13 protein-coding genes and 1 pseudogene are annotated in these 16,176 nt (G+C 72.9%); 8 read left to right on the top strand and 6 right to left on the bottom strand.

Annotated features, from left to right (window positions below):
- Window positions 1-16: 16 nt before the first annotated feature.
- The 4 genes from JAP66_RS02690 to JAP66_RS02675 form a co-directional block, all read right to left on the bottom strand.
- Window positions 17-466, bottom strand: coding sequence for a limonene-1,2-epoxide hydrolase family protein (locus JAP66_RS02690; protein ID WP_199429873.1), 450 nt, complete (start codon window positions 464-466; stop codon window positions 17-19).
- 60 nt (window positions 467-526) lie between these two features.
- On the bottom strand, window positions 527-1,786 hold the full coding sequence (locus tag JAP66_RS02685; RefSeq protein ID WP_199429871.1) for a P-loop NTPase family protein: 1,260 nt from the start codon (window positions 1,784-1,786) through the stop codon (window positions 527-529).
- The gene (locus tag JAP66_RS02680) at window positions 1,783-3,588 is read right to left on the bottom strand and encodes a dynamin family protein (RefSeq protein ID WP_199429869.1); all 1,806 of its coding nucleotides are present in this window, start codon (window positions 3,586-3,588) and stop codon (window positions 1,783-1,785) included. The genes JAP66_RS02685 and JAP66_RS02680 overlap by 4 nt, the downstream gene beginning before the upstream one ends.
- An 84-nt stretch (window positions 3,589-3,672) precedes the next feature.
- Window positions 3,673-5,160 carry an IniB N-terminal domain-containing protein gene (locus JAP66_RS02675; protein ID WP_199429861.1) on the bottom strand — a complete coding sequence of 496 codons (1,488 nt, stop codon included), beginning with the start codon at window positions 5,158-5,160 and terminating at the stop codon, window positions 3,673-3,675.
- Between the two features lie 255 nt (window positions 5,161-5,415).
- Between JAP66_RS02675 and JAP66_RS02670 the strand changes: the two genes are divergently transcribed.
- On the top strand, window positions 5,416-6,669 hold the full coding sequence (locus JAP66_RS02670) for an Hsp70 family protein (RefSeq protein ID WP_199429859.1): 1,254 nt from the start codon (window positions 5,416-5,418) through the stop codon (window positions 6,667-6,669).
- Entirely contained in the window at window positions 6,666-9,122 is a 2,457-nt protein-coding gene (locus JAP66_RS02665) for a helix-turn-helix domain-containing protein (protein ID WP_199429857.1), read from the top strand. The genes JAP66_RS02670 and JAP66_RS02665 overlap by 4 nt, the downstream gene beginning before the upstream one ends.
- A 55-nt stretch (window positions 9,123-9,177) precedes the next feature.
- On the opposite strand, the gene JAP66_RS02660 is transcribed toward JAP66_RS02665, so the two are convergent.
- On the bottom strand, window positions 9,178-10,206 hold the full coding sequence (locus tag JAP66_RS02660; protein WP_235998661.1) for a LacI family DNA-binding transcriptional regulator: 1,029 nt from the start codon (window positions 10,204-10,206) through the stop codon (window positions 9,178-9,180).
- Between the two features lie 138 nt (window positions 10,207-10,344).
- Here JAP66_RS02660 and JAP66_RS02655 point away from each other — a divergent pair, with 138 nt between their 5' ends.
- From JAP66_RS02655 to JAP66_RS02630, 6 genes are read left to right on the top strand one after another with little or no spacing between them, the layout of a single operon-like run.
- Window positions 10,345-11,328: an asparaginase gene (locus tag JAP66_RS02655; protein ID WP_199429853.1), complete on the top strand. Its 984-nt coding sequence runs from the start codon at window positions 10,345-10,347 to the stop codon at window positions 11,326-11,328.
- Window positions 11,329-11,333: 5 nt separating this feature from the next.
- Complete coding sequence (locus JAP66_RS02650; RefSeq protein ID WP_199429851.1) at window positions 11,334-12,212, top strand: polysaccharide deacetylase family protein; 879 nt, start codon at window positions 11,334-11,336, stop codon at window positions 12,210-12,212.
- Between the two features lie 49 nt (window positions 12,213-12,261).
- A complete protein-coding gene (locus JAP66_RS02645) occupies window positions 12,262-13,593 on the top strand; it encodes an MFS transporter (protein ID WP_199429849.1) in 1,332 nt (443 codons plus the stop codon).
- Window positions 13,590-14,342 carry an SDR family NAD(P)-dependent oxidoreductase gene (locus tag JAP66_RS02640; protein ID WP_199429847.1) on the top strand — a complete coding sequence of 251 codons (753 nt, stop codon included), beginning with the start codon at window positions 13,590-13,592 and terminating at the stop codon, window positions 14,340-14,342. Before JAP66_RS02645 ends, JAP66_RS02640 begins: the two co-directional genes overlap by 4 nt.
- Before the next feature lie 10 nt (window positions 14,343-14,352).
- Window positions 14,353-15,051 (top strand): SDR family NAD(P)-dependent oxidoreductase, encoded by a 699-nt coding sequence (locus tag JAP66_RS02635; protein WP_199429846.1) that lies wholly within the window; start codon window positions 14,353-14,355, stop codon window positions 15,049-15,051.
- Window positions 15,052-15,711, top strand: coding sequence for a hypothetical protein (locus tag JAP66_RS02630; protein WP_199429844.1), 660 nt, complete (start codon window positions 15,052-15,054; stop codon window positions 15,709-15,711).
- A gap of 32 nt (window positions 15,712-15,743) precedes the next feature.
- On the opposite strand, the pseudogene JAP66_RS02625 reads toward JAP66_RS02630, so the two are convergent.
- Window positions 15,744-16,118 (bottom strand): annotated as a pseudogene (locus JAP66_RS02625) (LGFP repeat-containing protein); the annotation flags it as partial.
- Window positions 16,119-16,176: the final 58 nt, after the last annotated feature.

The following is a 16,176-nucleotide window of genomic DNA, read 5'->3' as shown; positions in this document are numbered from 1 at the left end:
ACGGAAGAACGGTGCGCTAACGGTTGCCGGGCTTTTCCCGTCGCCCGAGCCTCTTCGACACCGTCGCCGCCAGCGCCCGCGCACCGCCGCGGACGCTCGCCGCGAGGAAGGTGGTCCAGTCGAAGTAGTCCCGCCACAGCACGATCCGGCCCTCACGCACCTCGAAGGTGCCGCACACCCAGAACTCGGCCTCCCACGACCCGGCCGCCAGCACGTCGGTGCGCTCGGTCAGCACGACCGGTCCGTCGGCGGCGATGTGGTGCAGCCTCGCCTCGAAACGGGAGCTGTACTTCGCCATCGTGCGCAGCTGCTTCTCGAACGCCTTGACGCCGCGGGCCGGTGGCAGCGGCACGTTCTGGTAGACGACGTCGGCGGCGACGAACGTGACCGCCCGGTCGATGTCGAGTTCCTCGAGTGCAGCCAGGAAGGCTCGCACTGTCTCGGTCGGGGACTCCGGCTCGGGCATCGTCTTCTCTCCTCCGACTCGGCTACGCGATGCGGCTGACGCTACCCCGCCGCCGCAGGCTCACGACGTGGCCAGCGCCTCGCAGCTGCGGATCACCACCGCGGCAGCGCGGCGCTCCGCCGCGCCGAGCAACGGGTTCTCGGCGTACTCCTGCCACCGCCGCAGCACACTGATCGCCTCCTGCCGCAGGTGCGGCTCCGGCGCCTGCATGCCCAGCCGTTCCGTGGCGCCGGTGCCGTGCCCGCCGACGAGCCGGAACGCCTCCTCGGACAGCTCCTCGGGCAGCCGCGCCCGACCGGTGCGCAGAGCGGCGAGCAGGCGCAGCTCCCGGAAGTCGTGGGCACCGGCGAGCGTGCGTTCCAGCTCCGCGACGAGGCCCGCTGCGGCCGGCCGCGGCTCCATCCGCAGCACCACCTCCAACCCGATCAGCGCCGACCGCGCCTTCAGCACGTCCCGGCGATCGGTGAAGTACTGCGCGATCGCATCACGCAGTTCCGCCATCCCGCTGCGCTGCAACAGCTGCGCGGCCAGCGCGGGCTGCCCGCTCGCACCCTGGCGGATCAGGGTCGTCGCCAGCCGGATCCCGAACAGCCCGAAACGGGAGAGCAGCTCCGCGCGCTCACCCGCGGCGGCGAACCGGTCGGCCGAAAGCAGCAGCGGCTCCAGCTCCCGCTTCGGCTGCGCGGCCAGGGCACCGAGCGCCGCGAACTCCTCCTCCCGCAGCGTCCTGGCCGCGCTCGCGACGAGCCCGGCAACCGGCAGCAGATCCTGGCACAGCCCGCTCAGCCCGGCGTCCCGCCGGTGCCTGCGCGCGATCTGCCTTGCCGAGATCAGCGCGTCCACCCGTCCGCCGCCGAGCTCGTCGGCGCGCGAGAGCACGGCGAGCGAGTTCACCGGCGCCGCGCGCGCGACGGGGTGGTCCTGCACGGCGCGCAGGAAGGCGAGGTCGTCGTCGTGCGGCTGGCGCATCAGGTACAGCACCGCGTCCGCCTCCATGCAGATGCCCTCGACGACGCGCGGCTCGGTCTCGCCGTCCACGGCGGGCGTGTCGATCAGCATGAGCTCGGGCTGGGATCTGCTCTGCGGCACGTGGTACCAGGTCATCTCCGGGCTCGACGTGCCCGGTGTCGTGAGCCGCTCCCCCGCGATCGCGTCGATCATCGTGGACTTGCCCGACCGCCGTGGACCGACCACGGCGAGCCGCACCGGATCGTGGAACCGGGCGAGGTGCCTGCGCAGCCAGGCGGTGGCCTGCGGGCTGTCCGCGTACGCCTCGAGGGCACGGCCGAGCAGCGACCACGTCAGCTCCGGCAGGTTCACGCCGTCAGCCCACGAACGGCGCCGGACGCGGCCAGCGCCTGACCCCGCTTACGCAGGTGCGCGAGCTCGTCGATGCCTCGGCTCAGTTCCCGCGCGCGCGTGGTCCGCTCGGCGGTGTCGGCGTCGATGACCTGCTTGATGTGCTTCGCCGACTCGGTGATCTCCGAGCGCAGTTCGTGCGCGACCGCCGTGCAGCGGTCGCGCAGTTCGCGGTGGATCATCCGGACGGTGTCCTTGCTCTCCTTGCCGTAGGTGAGGAAGAAGTCGTCGACGTAGCGGTGCGCCGCGGTCCGGCCTGCCGACTGGCGCCGCTTCAGCCGGTTCCCCCGCTCCTCGAACACGCTCTTGGCGCCGAAGGCCGCGCCCGCGCCGATCGAGATCGGGTTGATCAGCGGCATCCCGGCCAGTGTCGTGGCCAGGCCGAACATCAGCAGCCCGCTGTAGGAGCCCCGCATCCCGACGAACAGCTTCTGGCCCACCCCGAACCGTTCCACGTTGGGCATCCGCAGGTCACCGACGTGGTCGAGTGGGGTACTGCCAAGCCAGCCCTCGGGCAGGGCGCCCGGGCGGCGCGGCGCGACCTGCCGGGCGATCTTGCGGGCGATCCACTCGAACCGGTCCAGCAGCCAGTTCGAGTTCGTCTCGGCGACGGTCGTGAGGTTCGCGCGCAGCCACTCGCCGAACACCTCCCAGTCCTTCGCCGGGTCGGCCACCTCGAAGTACTCGTCAACCTCCCGCAGGATGCGGCGGGTCCGGTCGCGCAGGTCGAAGTCGAGATCCGCCATCAGGTCGGCGACCTCGTCGGAAAGCAGTGTCTGCCAGCGGGCCGACTCCCGCTGCAGTTCCTCCAGCCTGCGGCCTGCGGCCTGGTAGCGCGCCGTCAGCTCGTCCGTGTCGCCCGCTCTTGCCTCGGCCAGCCGCTCGCGCAACGGGCCGAGCAGCTGGTCGACCGTCATCTGCGTCAGCGCGGCCACCGAACGCCTGCGCAGCTGGTCGGCGTGCCCGGCGATGTCCCGGTGCAGGTGCCGCACCAGCGCGCCGAAGCCCGATTCCTCGTTGAGCGACGAGTCCTTGGTGCGGGCGGCGGCGAGCCGCAACGACGCGGAGACCGGGAGGACGGTCGCGGGCAGCCCGCCCCGCGCGAGATGTGCGCGGTTACGCTCCGCCACCTGCCGCCAGCCGGGCACGAGGTCGATCTTCGTCAGCACGACCACGACGGTCGGGCAGAGCTGCGTGACGCGGGTGAGCAGGTCCAGCTCGGTCGGGGACAGCTCGCGGGTCGCGTCGGAGACCAGCAGCGCCGCGTCGGCCTGCGGCAGTACCGAGAGCGCGTTGCGGGTGTGCCGGGCCGCGGGCGCTCCGATCGGCGGGGTGTCGATCAGCGCGAGGCCGGTGGCGAGCAACTCCCGGGGCAGGCCGATCTCGGCCCGCACGGCGTTGGCGTCGGCGTTGGCCTTGGCGGTGACCGACTCGATGGGGGCGGGCGTGCGGTCGGCGGACTCGATGGCCCGTACGCCGTCGTCGCCGGTGACGAGCGTGGCGACCGGCGCCTCCGCGTGCTCGATCACAGCGGGTGCCGTGGTGGTGAGGTCGTCACCGACCGCGCACACCGGGGCGTTCAGCAATCCGTTGACGAGCTGGCTCTTGCCCTGGCTCGACTCGCCGAGCACGACCACCCGCACCTTCGGCTCCACCAGCTGAGTGCGGCGGATCCGAAGGCGTTCGGCCAGGTCCTCACGCTCGTGAGCGGCGCAGGCCCGGATGGTGTCATCCAGGACGTCGAGCCAGGGCGAAGCCATCATCGCACGGAAGTGTGCCCTGTTTACTCTGCGCAGTGAAGGCTGGGCCCGTGATTCTCACGAGCCCAGCCTGTTACCGCTCCGAGATCAGCCGAGATCCAGATCGCCGACGGCCGGCGCCTCGGCGGGCAGCTCGAGGTTGCCCGCGTCGGCGACTCCGCCGAGCGGGCTGGAACCGACGGCGTCGCTCACCGGGTTGTTCTCGAGCCCGTCGCGCACCTCGCCAGGCAGCTCCTGCGGCTCCGGCAGCGGGTTGGCCACCGGCAGGTCCGAAAGGCCCGGCACATCGGCGGGCAGATCCGTCGGCAGGTCCGCGGGGACGTCGGCGGGCACGTCCGTGGGCAGGGAGCCGGTGTCCGGCAGCTGGGCGGGCACGTCCGCGGGCAGGTCGGCCGGCAGGTCCGTCGGCAGGTTCGCCGGGACGTCGGCCGGAACGTCGGCGGGCACGTCCACCGGCAGCGATCCGGTGTCCGGAAGGTCGGCCGGGGCCGGCACCGACGGCACCCCGAACGGCGCGCTGTCGGAAACGAAGGACGCCACGGTGCTCGCCGCGGCGGTCTCGCTGCTGCGGCCCAGCGCGTCGGAGTCGAGCGCGCCTGCCAGGTCACCGGTGGTGTCGAACTCCGGCACCGAAGGCTGCTCCGGGTCGCCACTCAGCTCGACGCCGTAGGTGCCGAACGGGGTCGCGGTCGAGCCACCCGCGGCGATCGCCTCCGGCGTGCCGACGGCGCTGCCCTCGAAGGAAAGCTCGTCGGTGCCGGTGGCCACGCCGCCGGTGGCGCCCTCCGCACTCGCGCCGCCGAACGCGGCCGCCTGCCCCTGCTCGGAGTCCACGGCGAGCCGGCTCGTGCCGCCCTCCGGGCTGACGTCGGTGGTGGCGAAGCCGCTCCCGAGCTCGTTGTCCCAGCCGAGGGCTCCGCCGCTGCTCTCCAGCCCGGCGCCGCCCTCGGTCGAGAACATCCCGGTGAGCTCGGAGTCGTTGGTGCTGCTGAAGCTCGCGCCGTCGGCGCTGATCTCGCCGTTGCCGCCGCCGCTGGCGAGGTCGTTGGCCCACTTCACGCCGCCGACGGCACCTTCGAGGCCGCCGCTGCCCGAGGCCGCGAACTCACCGGCATCAGAAGAAGCCGTCGCGGCCGCCGCGCCGCCGTCCTGGCTGGCGGAAAGGCCACTCCAGGCGGCGAACTGGTCACTGGTGAACGAGCCGGAACCGGTCAAGCCGTCGGCACTGCCGTCCGAGGCGAGGCTGAAGCCGCCGAGGTCGTGGGCGGAACGCTCCTCGCCCGCCGCGCCGGCCACGCTCTGCAGCTGCTGGATCGCGCCCTCGATGCCGTCGGCACCGGCGGGCAGGTCACCCAGGCCGGAGCCGAGCGAGCCCGCGCCGGGCAGCTGGGAACCGTCGGCGTAGTCCATGACCAGCGGAACCACTTCCTGCACGTCCTGCGCGGTGATGTCGCTGAGGCCGGCGCACGACAGTGCGTGTGCGGGGTCCTCGGCGAACGCGGAACGCGCGGTCGCGTCGCCCAGCAGGTTGAGCACGAAGTCGTGCAGCGTCTGGCCCTGGTCCGAGATAGACAACGAATCTCTCCTTGTGTGTGAACTCTCCACGGCGCGAAGCGCCTGATACGGACGGTATGGGCGCGGGCACGCCGAGGGCATCGGGGATGGCGCCGGGTCCTGCCCCCCACCCGCCCGGGACCGGCGACCGGGGTTCGTTAGGGGGTTAGGGGAATCCGGTGCGGACTCTCACCGGGGTGTCATTCGGGTGTGCCTCTTTGGTACGAAAGGAAGCACCCTTCCGGGTAGCCGAGAAATCGTGAGGAACCGTCGAGTATGCGCCACGTCCTGGGGATCGACCTCGGTAGTACGCGCACGACGGCCGCCGTCTGCCGGTGGGGCAGGGGCCCCTGGGGGAACCCGGAAGTGGTTCCCCTGCAGGCCGGAGCGCCCTGGGTGGACTCGGTCCTGCACGTCTCCCCGGAGGGTGCCCTGCTCGTCGGGCAGGCCGCATTGCAGCGCGCCGCCACCGAACCCGAGCGGATCGCCCGGGGGTTCCTGAACCGGGTCGGCGATCCCGTTCCGTTCGTGCTCGGCGACACCACCTACCCGGCGGAGACGCTCACCGCGGGCCTGATCGGCTGGATAGCCGACAGCGTCGCCGAGGCGGAGGGAACCGCGGCCGAGCGCATCGTGGTGACCCACCCGCCGGGCTGGTCGGCCTACCGGCGCGGGCTGCTGCACGACGCGCTCGACCAGGCCGAACTGCCGGGAGTGCTGGCGCTGCCGAGTCCGATCACCGCGGCGGAGAGCCACCTGGCCCGCCACGGCGTCGAGGTCGGCGCCACCCTGGCGGTGTGCCGGATCGGCGGCGAGCATCTGGAGACCGCGGTGCTGCGGCGCGGGCCGTACGGGTTCGAACTGCTCACCCACTCCGAGCCTGCCGAGCACGAGGCGGGCGCACACCTGGACGACCTCCTGGTCCAGCACGTGCTGGAGCGCTCGGGCGGCGATTCCGCCGACCCGGCGGCGATGGCCCGGCTCCGGGCGGCCTGCGCCGCCGCGAAGGAGCGGCTGTCGATGCTGCCCGAGGTGATCGTGACCGAGGGCGTGCATGTGACCCGGGCGGAGTTCGAGGCGCTGGCCAGACCCGTGCTGACCGCGGCCGTGGCCCAGCTGGAACGGATGGCCTCCACTGTGCCTGCCGAGAAGCTGGCCGCGGTGGTGCTGGTCGGCGGGACGGCACGGATCCCGCTCGCCGGCCGGCTCGCGACCACTATGCTCTCCTCGCTGTCGTGCCCGATCGTCGTCGACGACGACCCCGGCACGGCGCTCTGCCGGGGAGCCGCGCTCGCCGCACAGCCACGGACCGAGGCGGCGCGGCCCGCGGAGCCGGTGGGGACGGCGACCGGCACGCTGGTCACCGGCAGCCAGGAGCTGCCCGCGGTGTACGACGACGGCGAGGTGGACGACATCGGTCCGCCGCCGGAGCGGCCACCGGTGGAGATCACGCCGCTGGAGCCACCGAAGCGGCGTTTCTCCCTCGCCCGCAAGGCGGCTTCGACCACTGACCGAGACGAGGGCCGTTGAGCACACCGCAAGCCACCCGGACCGAGCTCGTGCTCGACGAGCCGACCCGCGAGCTGTGCGCGGCCGTCGCGGCCGGGCGCCTCGCGCCTGCCCGGCTGGCGGTGGTGGCACCCGGCGGCTACGGCAAGACCGCCTTGCTCGAACACCTGGCCGGGGAATGCGCGCGGGCAGGCATTCCGGTGGCGCGGTTCGCCGAGCCCGCGGCACCGACCGACGCCGAGCTGGTGCTTGTCGACGACGCCCACGCGCTGGGTGAGGACGACCTCGCCGAGTTGCTGCGGCTGGCGGCCGACGACCGGGCGGGGCTGGTGATCGCGGCACGGCCGTGGCCGCGGCCGGTGGCGCTCGGCGACGTGCTCGCGCGGCTGCGGGCGCAGATTGTGCTCCGCCCGCTGGACCGGGCGCAGACCGGGGCCGTTCTCGGCCACGAGCCGGGCAGGCTCACCGATTTCGTGCACGCCGAGACCGGCGGGGTACCCGGTTTCGTGGTGCGGCTCGCCCGCGCCCTCGACGCACGGCCGCGACCCGAGGTGCCCGCCGCCGCGCTCGCGGAGTTCCGGACCGAGTTCCACCGGCTCGAACCGGACGCGCTGCGGTTGCTGGTCGCCGCCGACTCGGGCGCCGGGCTCGATGTGCACCTCCTCGGGGAGCTGCTGGGCCGAGGCCAGGACGACGTCGGCGAGATGATCGAGGCGGCGCGGGCGGCCGGCCTGCTCTCGCACGACGGCACGCTACTGCCGCTGGCGGCACGGGCACTGCGGAACCTGGTGCCCGCGGACCGGCGGCAGGCGGTGCACCGGCGGCTCGTGCGGCTGCGGCTCGACCGCGGCGGGCCGGTGCTTCCGCTGGTGCGGCCACTGCTCGACTCGGGAGTCGCCGCGGGGACGGACACCGCGGCGGCGTTCGAGGCCGCGGCCGGTGAGGCCGCCCCTGCTGATCCGGCGCTGGCGGCGCGGCTGTACGGCGCCGCCGTGGCGGCGGGCACTCCGGCGATCACGGTCGGCGCGCGCTGGGCGGAGGTCGCGGCACGCGCAGGCGATCTCGACACCGCGCTGCGGCTGGCCGACGAGGTGGTCGCCAGCGCGGATGCCCCGGACCGCGCCGATGGCGCCAGGGTGTCGGGAACCGCACTGGCGCACCGCGGGCAGCTCGCCCGCAGCGCCGAGCTGCACCGCTGGTCCGGCAGCACCCTGTCCACCGTGTACGCCGCACTCGGCCTGCTCGGGACCGGCCGCCCCGACGAGGCGCGGCGGCTGCTCGACGAGCCGTCCGGCGGGGAACCCCCGACGCTGCTCGCCGGGGCGATGTCGGCCACCGCGCGAGCGCTGCTGGAGTCGATCTCCGGAGCGCCGACCGCCGCACTGTCTACATTGGTCAGCTCGGCGGAGATGCTGGAGCCCGTCGGCCGGTCGGTGCTGCTGCCGGACAGTCCGGCGGCGCTCGGCGCCGTCGTCGGCATCCACTGTGGCGAGCTGGGCATCGCGGAGCCGCTGCTGGAACGGGCGGTCGCCGCCGAGTGCGGCGACACCGCGCTGGCCGCGCGGCACCGGCTGCTGCTGGCGTGGGTCGCGATGGTGCGCGGCAACACCGAACTCGCCACGGAACGGCTGCGCGCCGCCGGCGAGGAGCTGCCCCCGAGGGACTGGTTGTTCGCGGTGGGGTTGCGGGCCGGCCTGGCGCGACGGTCCAGCGACCTCGCCGCGCTGCGGCTGGTCTGGGGCGAAGCCTGCGAGGCGGTGATCCGCCACCCGGTCGACCTGTTCACGCTGCTGCCTTTCGGCGAGCTCGCGGTCGCGGCGGCGCGGCTCGGCGACCGCGACCGGCTGGCACATCATCTGCGGCGGGCATGGGACCTGCTGCACACCCTCGGCGATCCTCCACTGTGGACAACTCCGTTGCACTGGAGCTGCCTGCATGCCGCCATCATCGGCGAGCGGCAGGAGGAGGCCCGCGAGCACGCCTCCGCGCTGGCGGCGGGCGCAGGCCACGGGGCCTACTTCGCCGCGGTCGCCGAGGCGGCCGAATGCTGGCTCGACGTGATCGGCGGAGCCGTCGACCCGGGACGAGCGGAGGCGGCGGCGCGGGGCCTGCACGGCGCGGGCCTGTGGTGGGACGGTGCGCGGCTCGCCGGGCAGGCCGCGATCCGGACCACCGACCGCAAGGCGATGGTCGCGCTGCTGGACTGCGCACGGATGCTGCAGGGCAGGGCGGGCACCGACGCCGCGGGGGATGCGGCGGCCGAGCCGGGCGGCACCGCCCGGCTCAGTGAGCGCGAGTACCAGGTGGCCGAACTCGTCGTCGCCGGGCTGACCTACCGGCAGGTCGGCGACCGGCTCTACATCTCGGCCAAGACCGTGGAGCACCACATGGCCCGGATGCGGCAGCGACTCGGCGCCACCAGCCGCGGTGACCTGCTCGCCCAGCTCCGCGCCCTGCTCACCGCTCGTGAGTGAGGAACCAGCTCGGGTGCGGGTGTCCCCGCAAGGCGGAGCTGACTCTGTTTCAGACTCACGAGGCGGTGGGGTGGGTGGACGCGCGGATCATGAGTTCGGGGCGCAGGCGTTCCGACTCGACGTGCTCGCCCTGCAGCAGCCGGGCCAGCAGGTCGATCCCGCGGCGGCCCATCTCGTGCATCGGTGAGCGCACCGTGGTCAACGGCACCGGCAGTTCCGCGGCCAACGGGGTGTCGTTGAAGCCGGCCACGGCGATGTCGGCACCCACCCGCAGCCCCTGGTCGCGCACCGCCCCGAAGGCACCGATCGCGGCGAAGTCGTTCACCGCGAAGATCGCCGACGGCCGCTCGCCCCCGGCGAGCAGCGCTTCGGTGGCCTCGTGCCCGCCCCGCGCGTCGAACCGCGAGTGCACGATCCGGTGCCGCGGTATCTCGACCCCGGCGTCGGCGTAGGCGTCGACGAAGCCGCCCGTGCGGTCGATGCCGGTGCTCGCGTACGGCTCGCCCGCGACGACGGCGACGTCGCGGTGCCCGAGGCCGAGCAGGTGCTCGCCGAGCATCCGGCCACCGAGGTAGTCGTCGCACGTCACCGACGGATAGTCCCCTGCCCGCCTGCTGACGAGCACGAACGGAACACCCCTCGCGGCGACCTCGCCGAGGAACTCCGCGTCGACATAGGCATCTCCGAAGATCATTCCGTCGACCCTGCGCGCCAGCACCATCTCCGTGCGGGCGCGCTGGATGCCGGGGACGTCGCGCGTGTTGGTGACGAAGGTGGAGAGGCCGTGTTCGCCCGCGGACTCCTCGATCCCCTCGTAGATCGTCGCGAGCACGATGTCCGACAGCCTGGGCACGAGCACGCCGACGAGGTTGCTGCGCCGGGTCCGCAGGCTAGTCGCGTGCGGATTGGGCCGGTAGCCGAGTTCGTCGGCGAGCCTGCGGATGCGCTCGACCGTCGCGCTTGAGGCCGCGCGGTGACTCTCGTCCGGCTTGGCGTGCAGCACGCGCGACACCGTGGACACGTGCAGCCCCAGCCGATCGGCGAGCATCCGCAGGGTCACCGGCGGCGTTCTGTCCGCTCCCAATTGCTCGCTCCGCCTCAGCCGCCGAACGGTTTTCCAGGATCGTAACAGCGGGTTCATTGACTCCGGCCATCCTCTGAGCCATGATACCCAAACGTTTGGCCCAAACGTTTGGGCAATTTGCTCGAGGAGGTTCATCGCGTGCGTAGAGTCGTCGTCCTGTCCACCGGCGGAACCATCGCGACCCGCCGGGGCGTCGCCCACGACGACGCGAGCGCGCTGCTGCAGCGCCTGCCGGTCGATCCTGGGGTCGTGCTGGACGGGGCCGACGTGTTCTGCCTCGGCAGCTACCTGCTGTCCCCGCGGGAGATGCGCGAGATCGTGCACCGGGCACACGCCGCGCTCACCGACCCCGACGTGCTCGGCGTCGTCGTCACGCACGGCACCGACAGCATGGAGGAGACGGCGTTCCTCGCCGAGCTGTTCCACACCGATCCGAGGCCCGTCGTGTTCACCGGAGCGCAGCTGCCCGCCGACGCGCCGGACGGTGACGGCCCGCGCAACCTCGCGGACGCCATCACGGTCGCCGCCGCAACCGCGGCCCGCGACCACGGAGTACTGATCACCTTCGGCGGGCAGGTCTTCACCGCCCGCGGCACGCGCAAGACGCACACCCTGGCGCCCGCCGCGTTCTCCGCGCCGGACGGCGGCCCGATCGGCCACGTCCTGGACGGAACCGTCGAGCTCACCACCGCACCCGCCCGCTCGGCGGCGCTCGACCTGGCCGCCTTCGACCTCGGCGGCGTCCGGGTCGACGTGGTGGCCTGCTATCCCGGCACCGACCCGGTCGCTCTCGACGCCGTGGTCGCGGCGGGCGCGAGCGGGGTGGTGCTCGAGGCCACCGGCGCGGGCAACGCGAACCCGGCGATCCGGGATGCCGTGGCCCGGCTGACCGATACGGGGGTCGTCGTGGCCCTCTCCACGCGCGTGCACGCCGGCCCGGTCGCGCAGCTGTACCGCAACGGCGGCGGCATCGACCTCGTCGAGGCGGGGGCCGTTCCGGTCGGCGACCTGCGTCCCGCACAGGCACGCGTGCTGCTCACCGCCCTGCTCGGCTGCTACCGCGATCCCGCCAGGGTCGCCGGTGAGCTGCGCGGGCGCTCGTCTCTGACCGAAAGGAACTAAGGCTCATGGCCAAGGAAATTCTCGTCGCGTTCGGCGTGGACGTCGACGCCGTCGCCGGCTGGCTCGGCTCGTACGGCGGTGAGGACTCCCCGTGTGACATCTCCCGCGGGCTGTTCGCCGGGGAGGTCGGCGTCCCCCGGCTGCTCCGCCTCTTCGAGCGCAACGACCTGCGCACCACGTGGTTCGTTCCCGGCCACTCGCTGGAGACGTTCCCCGACCAGACCCGCATGGTGGTCGACGCGGGGCACGAGATCGGCGCGCACGGCTACTCACACGAGAACCCGGTCGCGATGACCCGCGAGCAGGAGAGCGCGATCCTGGACCGCAGCATCGAACTCATCGAGAAGCTGACCGGCAACCCGCCCACCGGCTACGTCGCGCCGTGGTGGGAGTTCTCCCCGGTCACCAACGAGCTCCTGCTGGAACGCGGCATCAAGTACGACCACTCGTTGATGCACGACGACTTCACGCCGTACTACGTGCGGGTCGGGGACAGCTGGACGAAGATCGACTACTCCCGGCCCGCCCAGGAGTGGATGAAGCCGCTCGTGCGCGGGCAGGAGACCGGGCTCGTCGAGATCCCCGCCAACTGGTACCTCGACGACCTGCCGCCGATGATGTTCGTGAAGGCCAGCGCCAACAGCCACGGGTTCGTCAACCCGCGCCACCTGGAACAGCTGTGGCGCGACCAGTTCGACTGGGTGTACCAGGAGCTGGACTACGCCGCGTTCACCATGACGATCCACCCCGACGTGTCCGGCCGCCCGCAGACACTGCTGATGCTGCAACGACTCATCGAGCACATCAGCGGCCACGAAGGTGTGCGCTGGGCGACCTTCGACGAGATCGCCGACGACTTCCTGGCGCGGTCCCCGCGCGCTTGACCCCGCTCCCCGACCCGTACGCACTGTGTCTTCCTGGAAGGGCACTCCCATGTCCGGAACTCCCACGGCAAGCACGCCGGGAACGACGAAGACGTTCCCGCGCATCGGTGTCCGCGCCACCCGGAAGGCGACGATCATCGCCTTCTTCGCGTGGCTGTTCGCCGTCTTCGACTACATCATGTTCGGCACCCTGCTGCCCGAGATCGCCGGGGCGTTCGGCTGGACCGCGGCCACGGCGGCACTGGTGTCTACTTTGGTCTCCGTCGGGACCGCGGTGTTCGCGCTGGGCGTCGGGCCGGTCGTGGACCGGATCGGCCGCCGCAAGGGCATGATCCTCACGGTGTCCGGCACGGCGCTCGCCTCGGCGGCCACCGCCGCGACACCGAACGCGGCCTACCTCGTCGGCGTGCGGGCGCTCGGCGGTCTCGGGCTCTCCGAGCAGGCCGTGAACGCCACGTACCTCAACGAAATCTACGCGGTCACCGAGGACGAGGCGATCAAGAAGCGGCGTGGCCTCGTCTACAGCCTCGTGCAGGGCGGCTGGCCGCTCGGCGTGCTGCTGGCCGCCGCGTTCGTCGCCGTGTTCCTGCCGCTGATCGGCTGGCGGGGCTGCTTCCTGCTCGCCGTGTTCCCCGCGCTCCTGATCGCCCTGATGCGCCGGGGCCTGCGGGAGAGCCCGCAGTTCGAGCTCGAACTGGAGCTGCGGAAGCTGCGCAAGGCAGGCAAGGGCGCGGAGGCCGCCGAACTGGCCAGGGCCTACGGGGTGGAGGACCAGGCGTCCACCCCGCTGGTGGCGATCTTCCGCGGCGCTGCGCTGCGCAACACGCTCGTGCTCGGCTTCGCCTGGTTCACCAACTGGTTCGGCATCCAGGTGTTCAGCGTGCTCGGCACCACGGTGCTCACCGAGGGCAAGCAGGTCAGCTTCTCGAACTCGCTGCTGATGCTGATCGTGATCAACGCGGTTGGCTACCTCGGCTACGTGACGCACGGCTGGATCGGGGACAAGCTGGGACGCCGCAACGTCATCGCGTTCGGCTGGATCACCTCCGGCGTGCTGTTCGCGCTCATGCTCACCGTCGCCGACGCAACGATCGCCGTCATCGTGCTCTACTCCCTCGGCATGTTCTTCCTCGTCGGCCCGTACGCCGCGCTGTTGTTCTACATGGGCGAGTGCTACGACACGCGCTGCCGCGCCACCGGCACCGCGTTCCTCAACGCGCTGTCCCAGCCGGGCGCCATCCTGGCCGGCGCGATCGTGACGGCCCTGCTCGCGGCCGGAAGCGACTGGGGCGAGGCGGCGCTGATCGTCGGCGCGGTCGGCACGTTCCTCTCCGGGTTCGTGATGTTCGGCGCCCGCAAGGCGGAGGTGCTCGAGGGATGACGGTAGCGGCCATCACCGGCGCCGCGAGCGGGATCGGCCGCGGGCTCGCCGTCGCCTACGCCGAGCGCGGTGTGCGGACCGTGCTCGGCACCTTTCCGGGCGATCCGCACGATCCACTGGAGACGGTCAGGGCAGTCCGGGCGGCCGGTGGCGAATGCGTGGTGCACGAGGTGGACGTGCGCGACTCCGCGCAGGTCGAGGCGTTCGCGCAGCGAGCCGTGGCCGAATGGGGCAGGCTCGACATCGCGGTGGCCAACGCCGGGGTGCTGCACAGGGCGGCGCTCGCCGAGCTCACCGACGCCGCGTGGGACGACATGCTGTCGGTCGATCTCGCCGGGGTGCTGCGCACCCTGCGCTCGGCCGCCGCGCTGATGGACGGCGGTGCGCTGGTGGCGGTGTCGTCGATCGCGGGCGGCGTGTACGGCTGGGCCGAGCACGCGCACTACGCGGCGGCGAAGGCGGGCGTGCTCGGGCTGTGCCGGAGTCTCGCGGTGGAGCTCGCGCCGCGCGGAATCCGTGTCAACACGGTGATTCCCGGATACGTCGTCACGCCGCAGTCGCTGGACCCGGTCAACTCGCTCGGCCCGGACGGGCTCGACCGGGCGGGGCGGGGCATCCCGCTCGGCCGGGCGGGACGGCCGGAGGAGGTGGCGGCGGCGATCCGCTTCCTCACCTCGCCGGAGGCGTCGTACATCACCGGGCAGGCCGTGATCGTCGACGGTGGGCTCACCGTCCGGATGCCGACCTGAGGAGGCTCCCTTGCCACTACTGGAGAACCGGACCGCGCTCGTGGTCGGCGGGACCGGCGGCATCGGCCGCGCGATCGCGGCGGCCTACGCCCGCGAGGGCGCCGAGGTGGTCGTGGCCGACCGTGCGGAAGCCGCCGTCCGCATCGACGTCACCGACGAGGACTCGGTGCGCGCGGCGGTCGAGGAGGCGAACCGGCGGCTCGGCCGGATCGACGTACTGGTCAACTCCGCGGGCATCCTGACCGAGTCGCCGCTGACCGAGATGTCGGCGCAGACGTGGGCGGAGACGATCGCGGTCGACCTCACCGGGGTGTTCCTGTGCTGCCGCCACGTCGTGCCGGGCATGGTCGAGCGTGGCTTCGGCCGGGTCGTCAACATCGCCTCGCAGCTCGGGATCAAGGGCGGCCGCGGGCTGGCGCACTACTCGGCGGCCAAGGCCGGGGTGCTCGGGCTCACCAAGTCGCTCGCGCTGGAGGTCGCCGATCGGGGCGTGCTGGTCAACGCGATCGCGCCTGGGCCGATCGAGACACCGATGGTCGCGGGCATCACCGAGGAATGGAAGGTGGCCAAGCGGGCCGAGCTGCCGCTCGGCCGGTTCGGCACCCCGGAGGAGGTGGCCCCGGCCGCGGTGCTGCTGGCGAGCGATCCGGGCGGGAACCTGTTCGTCGGGCAGACGCTCGGCCCGAACTCCGGGGATGTGATGCCGTAGATGTGCGGAGCCTGCGGGGATCGCACGGCCGCCGACTGGACACGGCCGTGGTTCGCCGGCCTGCCGGCCAGGACGGCCGCCGCGCACGCGGCGCTGCGGCTGGCCGCCCGGCCGGGTTTGCGGGTGAGCGCGTGTCCCGGCGGCTGGCTGGTGACGGCGCCGACGGGCCGGACGACGGCGTGCGGCGGGCTGGATGCGCTCGTCGCGGCCGTCCGCCCGTGGGGCCCGGCGGTTCCGGAGCTGCTCCCGGGACCGCCGGTCCGGCTTCCGGCACCGCCGCCGGACGGGCGCCGTGGGGTGGTGCTGCGCGTGCGGCCGGACGCGCGGCCGGTGGGTCTCGCCGAGGGTCTCCGCGAGGTGACGGTGCCGGACGAGAACGCGGCGCTGGCCGTGCTCGCGCGGCTGGCCACGGTGCCGTGGTCGCTGCACTGCTACCTGCGCGCCGTCGCCGGGGTGGAGGCCGCGTGGGGCCTGCCCGCGGAAACGGTCACCGGCGCCGCGCCGGACGTGCTGGCCTGGCTGGAGTGGGTCCGGCAGGCCGGCGAACTGGACGGCCGCGCGATCGCCGCTCGTTGCCCTCTGGAAGGCGGGCACACGCTGGACGTCGAGGTCCGCGCCGGTCACGTGGTCCGCGCCCTCGTGAGTGTGAAACCGAGTTAGAACGCGGTTTCACACTCACGAGGGCGGGCGAGTCAGTAGCGGCGGTCGACGACGGCGCTGGTGCTGCTGTACCAGCGGATGTAGCCGTGCTGGAAGTTGTTCCGCCTGCCGCCGCTGACGCTGAACTCCCCGCTGGTCGGGTAGCCCAGGTACGACCGCTCCCAGCCGAGCGAGGCCCAGCGCCGGCGGATCGCACCGTACACCTCGTGCGCACCGTTGCCGGGCGACCAGTAGATCGACGCCGCCTTCGAGAAGTGGTTGTACCGGCCCACGCCGTCCGGCGTCGGTCGCTCGTCCGTCGCCGGGTACCCCATCGGGCCCCGCTCCCAGCCCAGCGCCGCCCACTTCCGCCGGATCGCACCCCACACTCCCTGCGCGCCGGTGCCCGGCGAGTAGTAGATCGACGCAGGGCCCGTCGCCGGGTCACCCGANGGTCCGCGCCCTCGTGAGTGTGAAACCGAGTTA

It is taken from the genome of Qaidamihabitans albus (assembly GCF_016464705.1).
Classification (GTDB): Bacteria; Actinomycetota; Actinomycetes; order Mycobacteriales; family Pseudonocardiaceae; genus Qaidamihabitans; species Qaidamihabitans albus.
This window is presented reverse-complemented; position numbering and strand designations above follow the sequence as displayed.

Excerpts from the sequence above, each read along its gene's own strand:
- JAP66_RS02680 (WP_199429869.1), bottom strand. The coding sequence starts at position 3,588 with ATGATGGCTTCGCCCTGGCTCGACGTCCTGGATGACACCATCCGGGCC.
- JAP66_RS02640 (WP_199429847.1), top strand. The coding sequence starts at position 13,590 with ATGACGGTAGCGGCCATCACCGGCGCCGCGAGCGGGATCGGCCGCGGG.
- JAP66_RS02690 (WP_199429873.1), bottom strand. The coding sequence starts at position 466 with ATGCCCGAGCCGGAGTCCCCGACCGAGACAGTGCGAGCCTTCCTGGCT.
- JAP66_RS02630 (WP_199429844.1), top strand. The coding sequence starts at position 15,052 with ATGTGCGGAGCCTGCGGGGATCGCACGGCCGCCGACTGGACACGGCCG.
- JAP66_RS02650 (WP_199429851.1), top strand. The coding sequence starts at position 11,334 with ATGGCCAAGGAAATTCTCGTCGCGTTCGGCGTGGACGTCGACGCCGTC.
- JAP66_RS02670 (WP_199429859.1), top strand. The coding sequence starts at position 5,416 with ATGCGCCACGTCCTGGGGATCGACCTCGGTAGTACGCGCACGACGGCC.
- JAP66_RS02645 (WP_199429849.1), top strand. The coding sequence starts at position 12,262 with ATGTCCGGAACTCCCACGGCAAGCACGCCGGGAACGACGAAGACGTTC.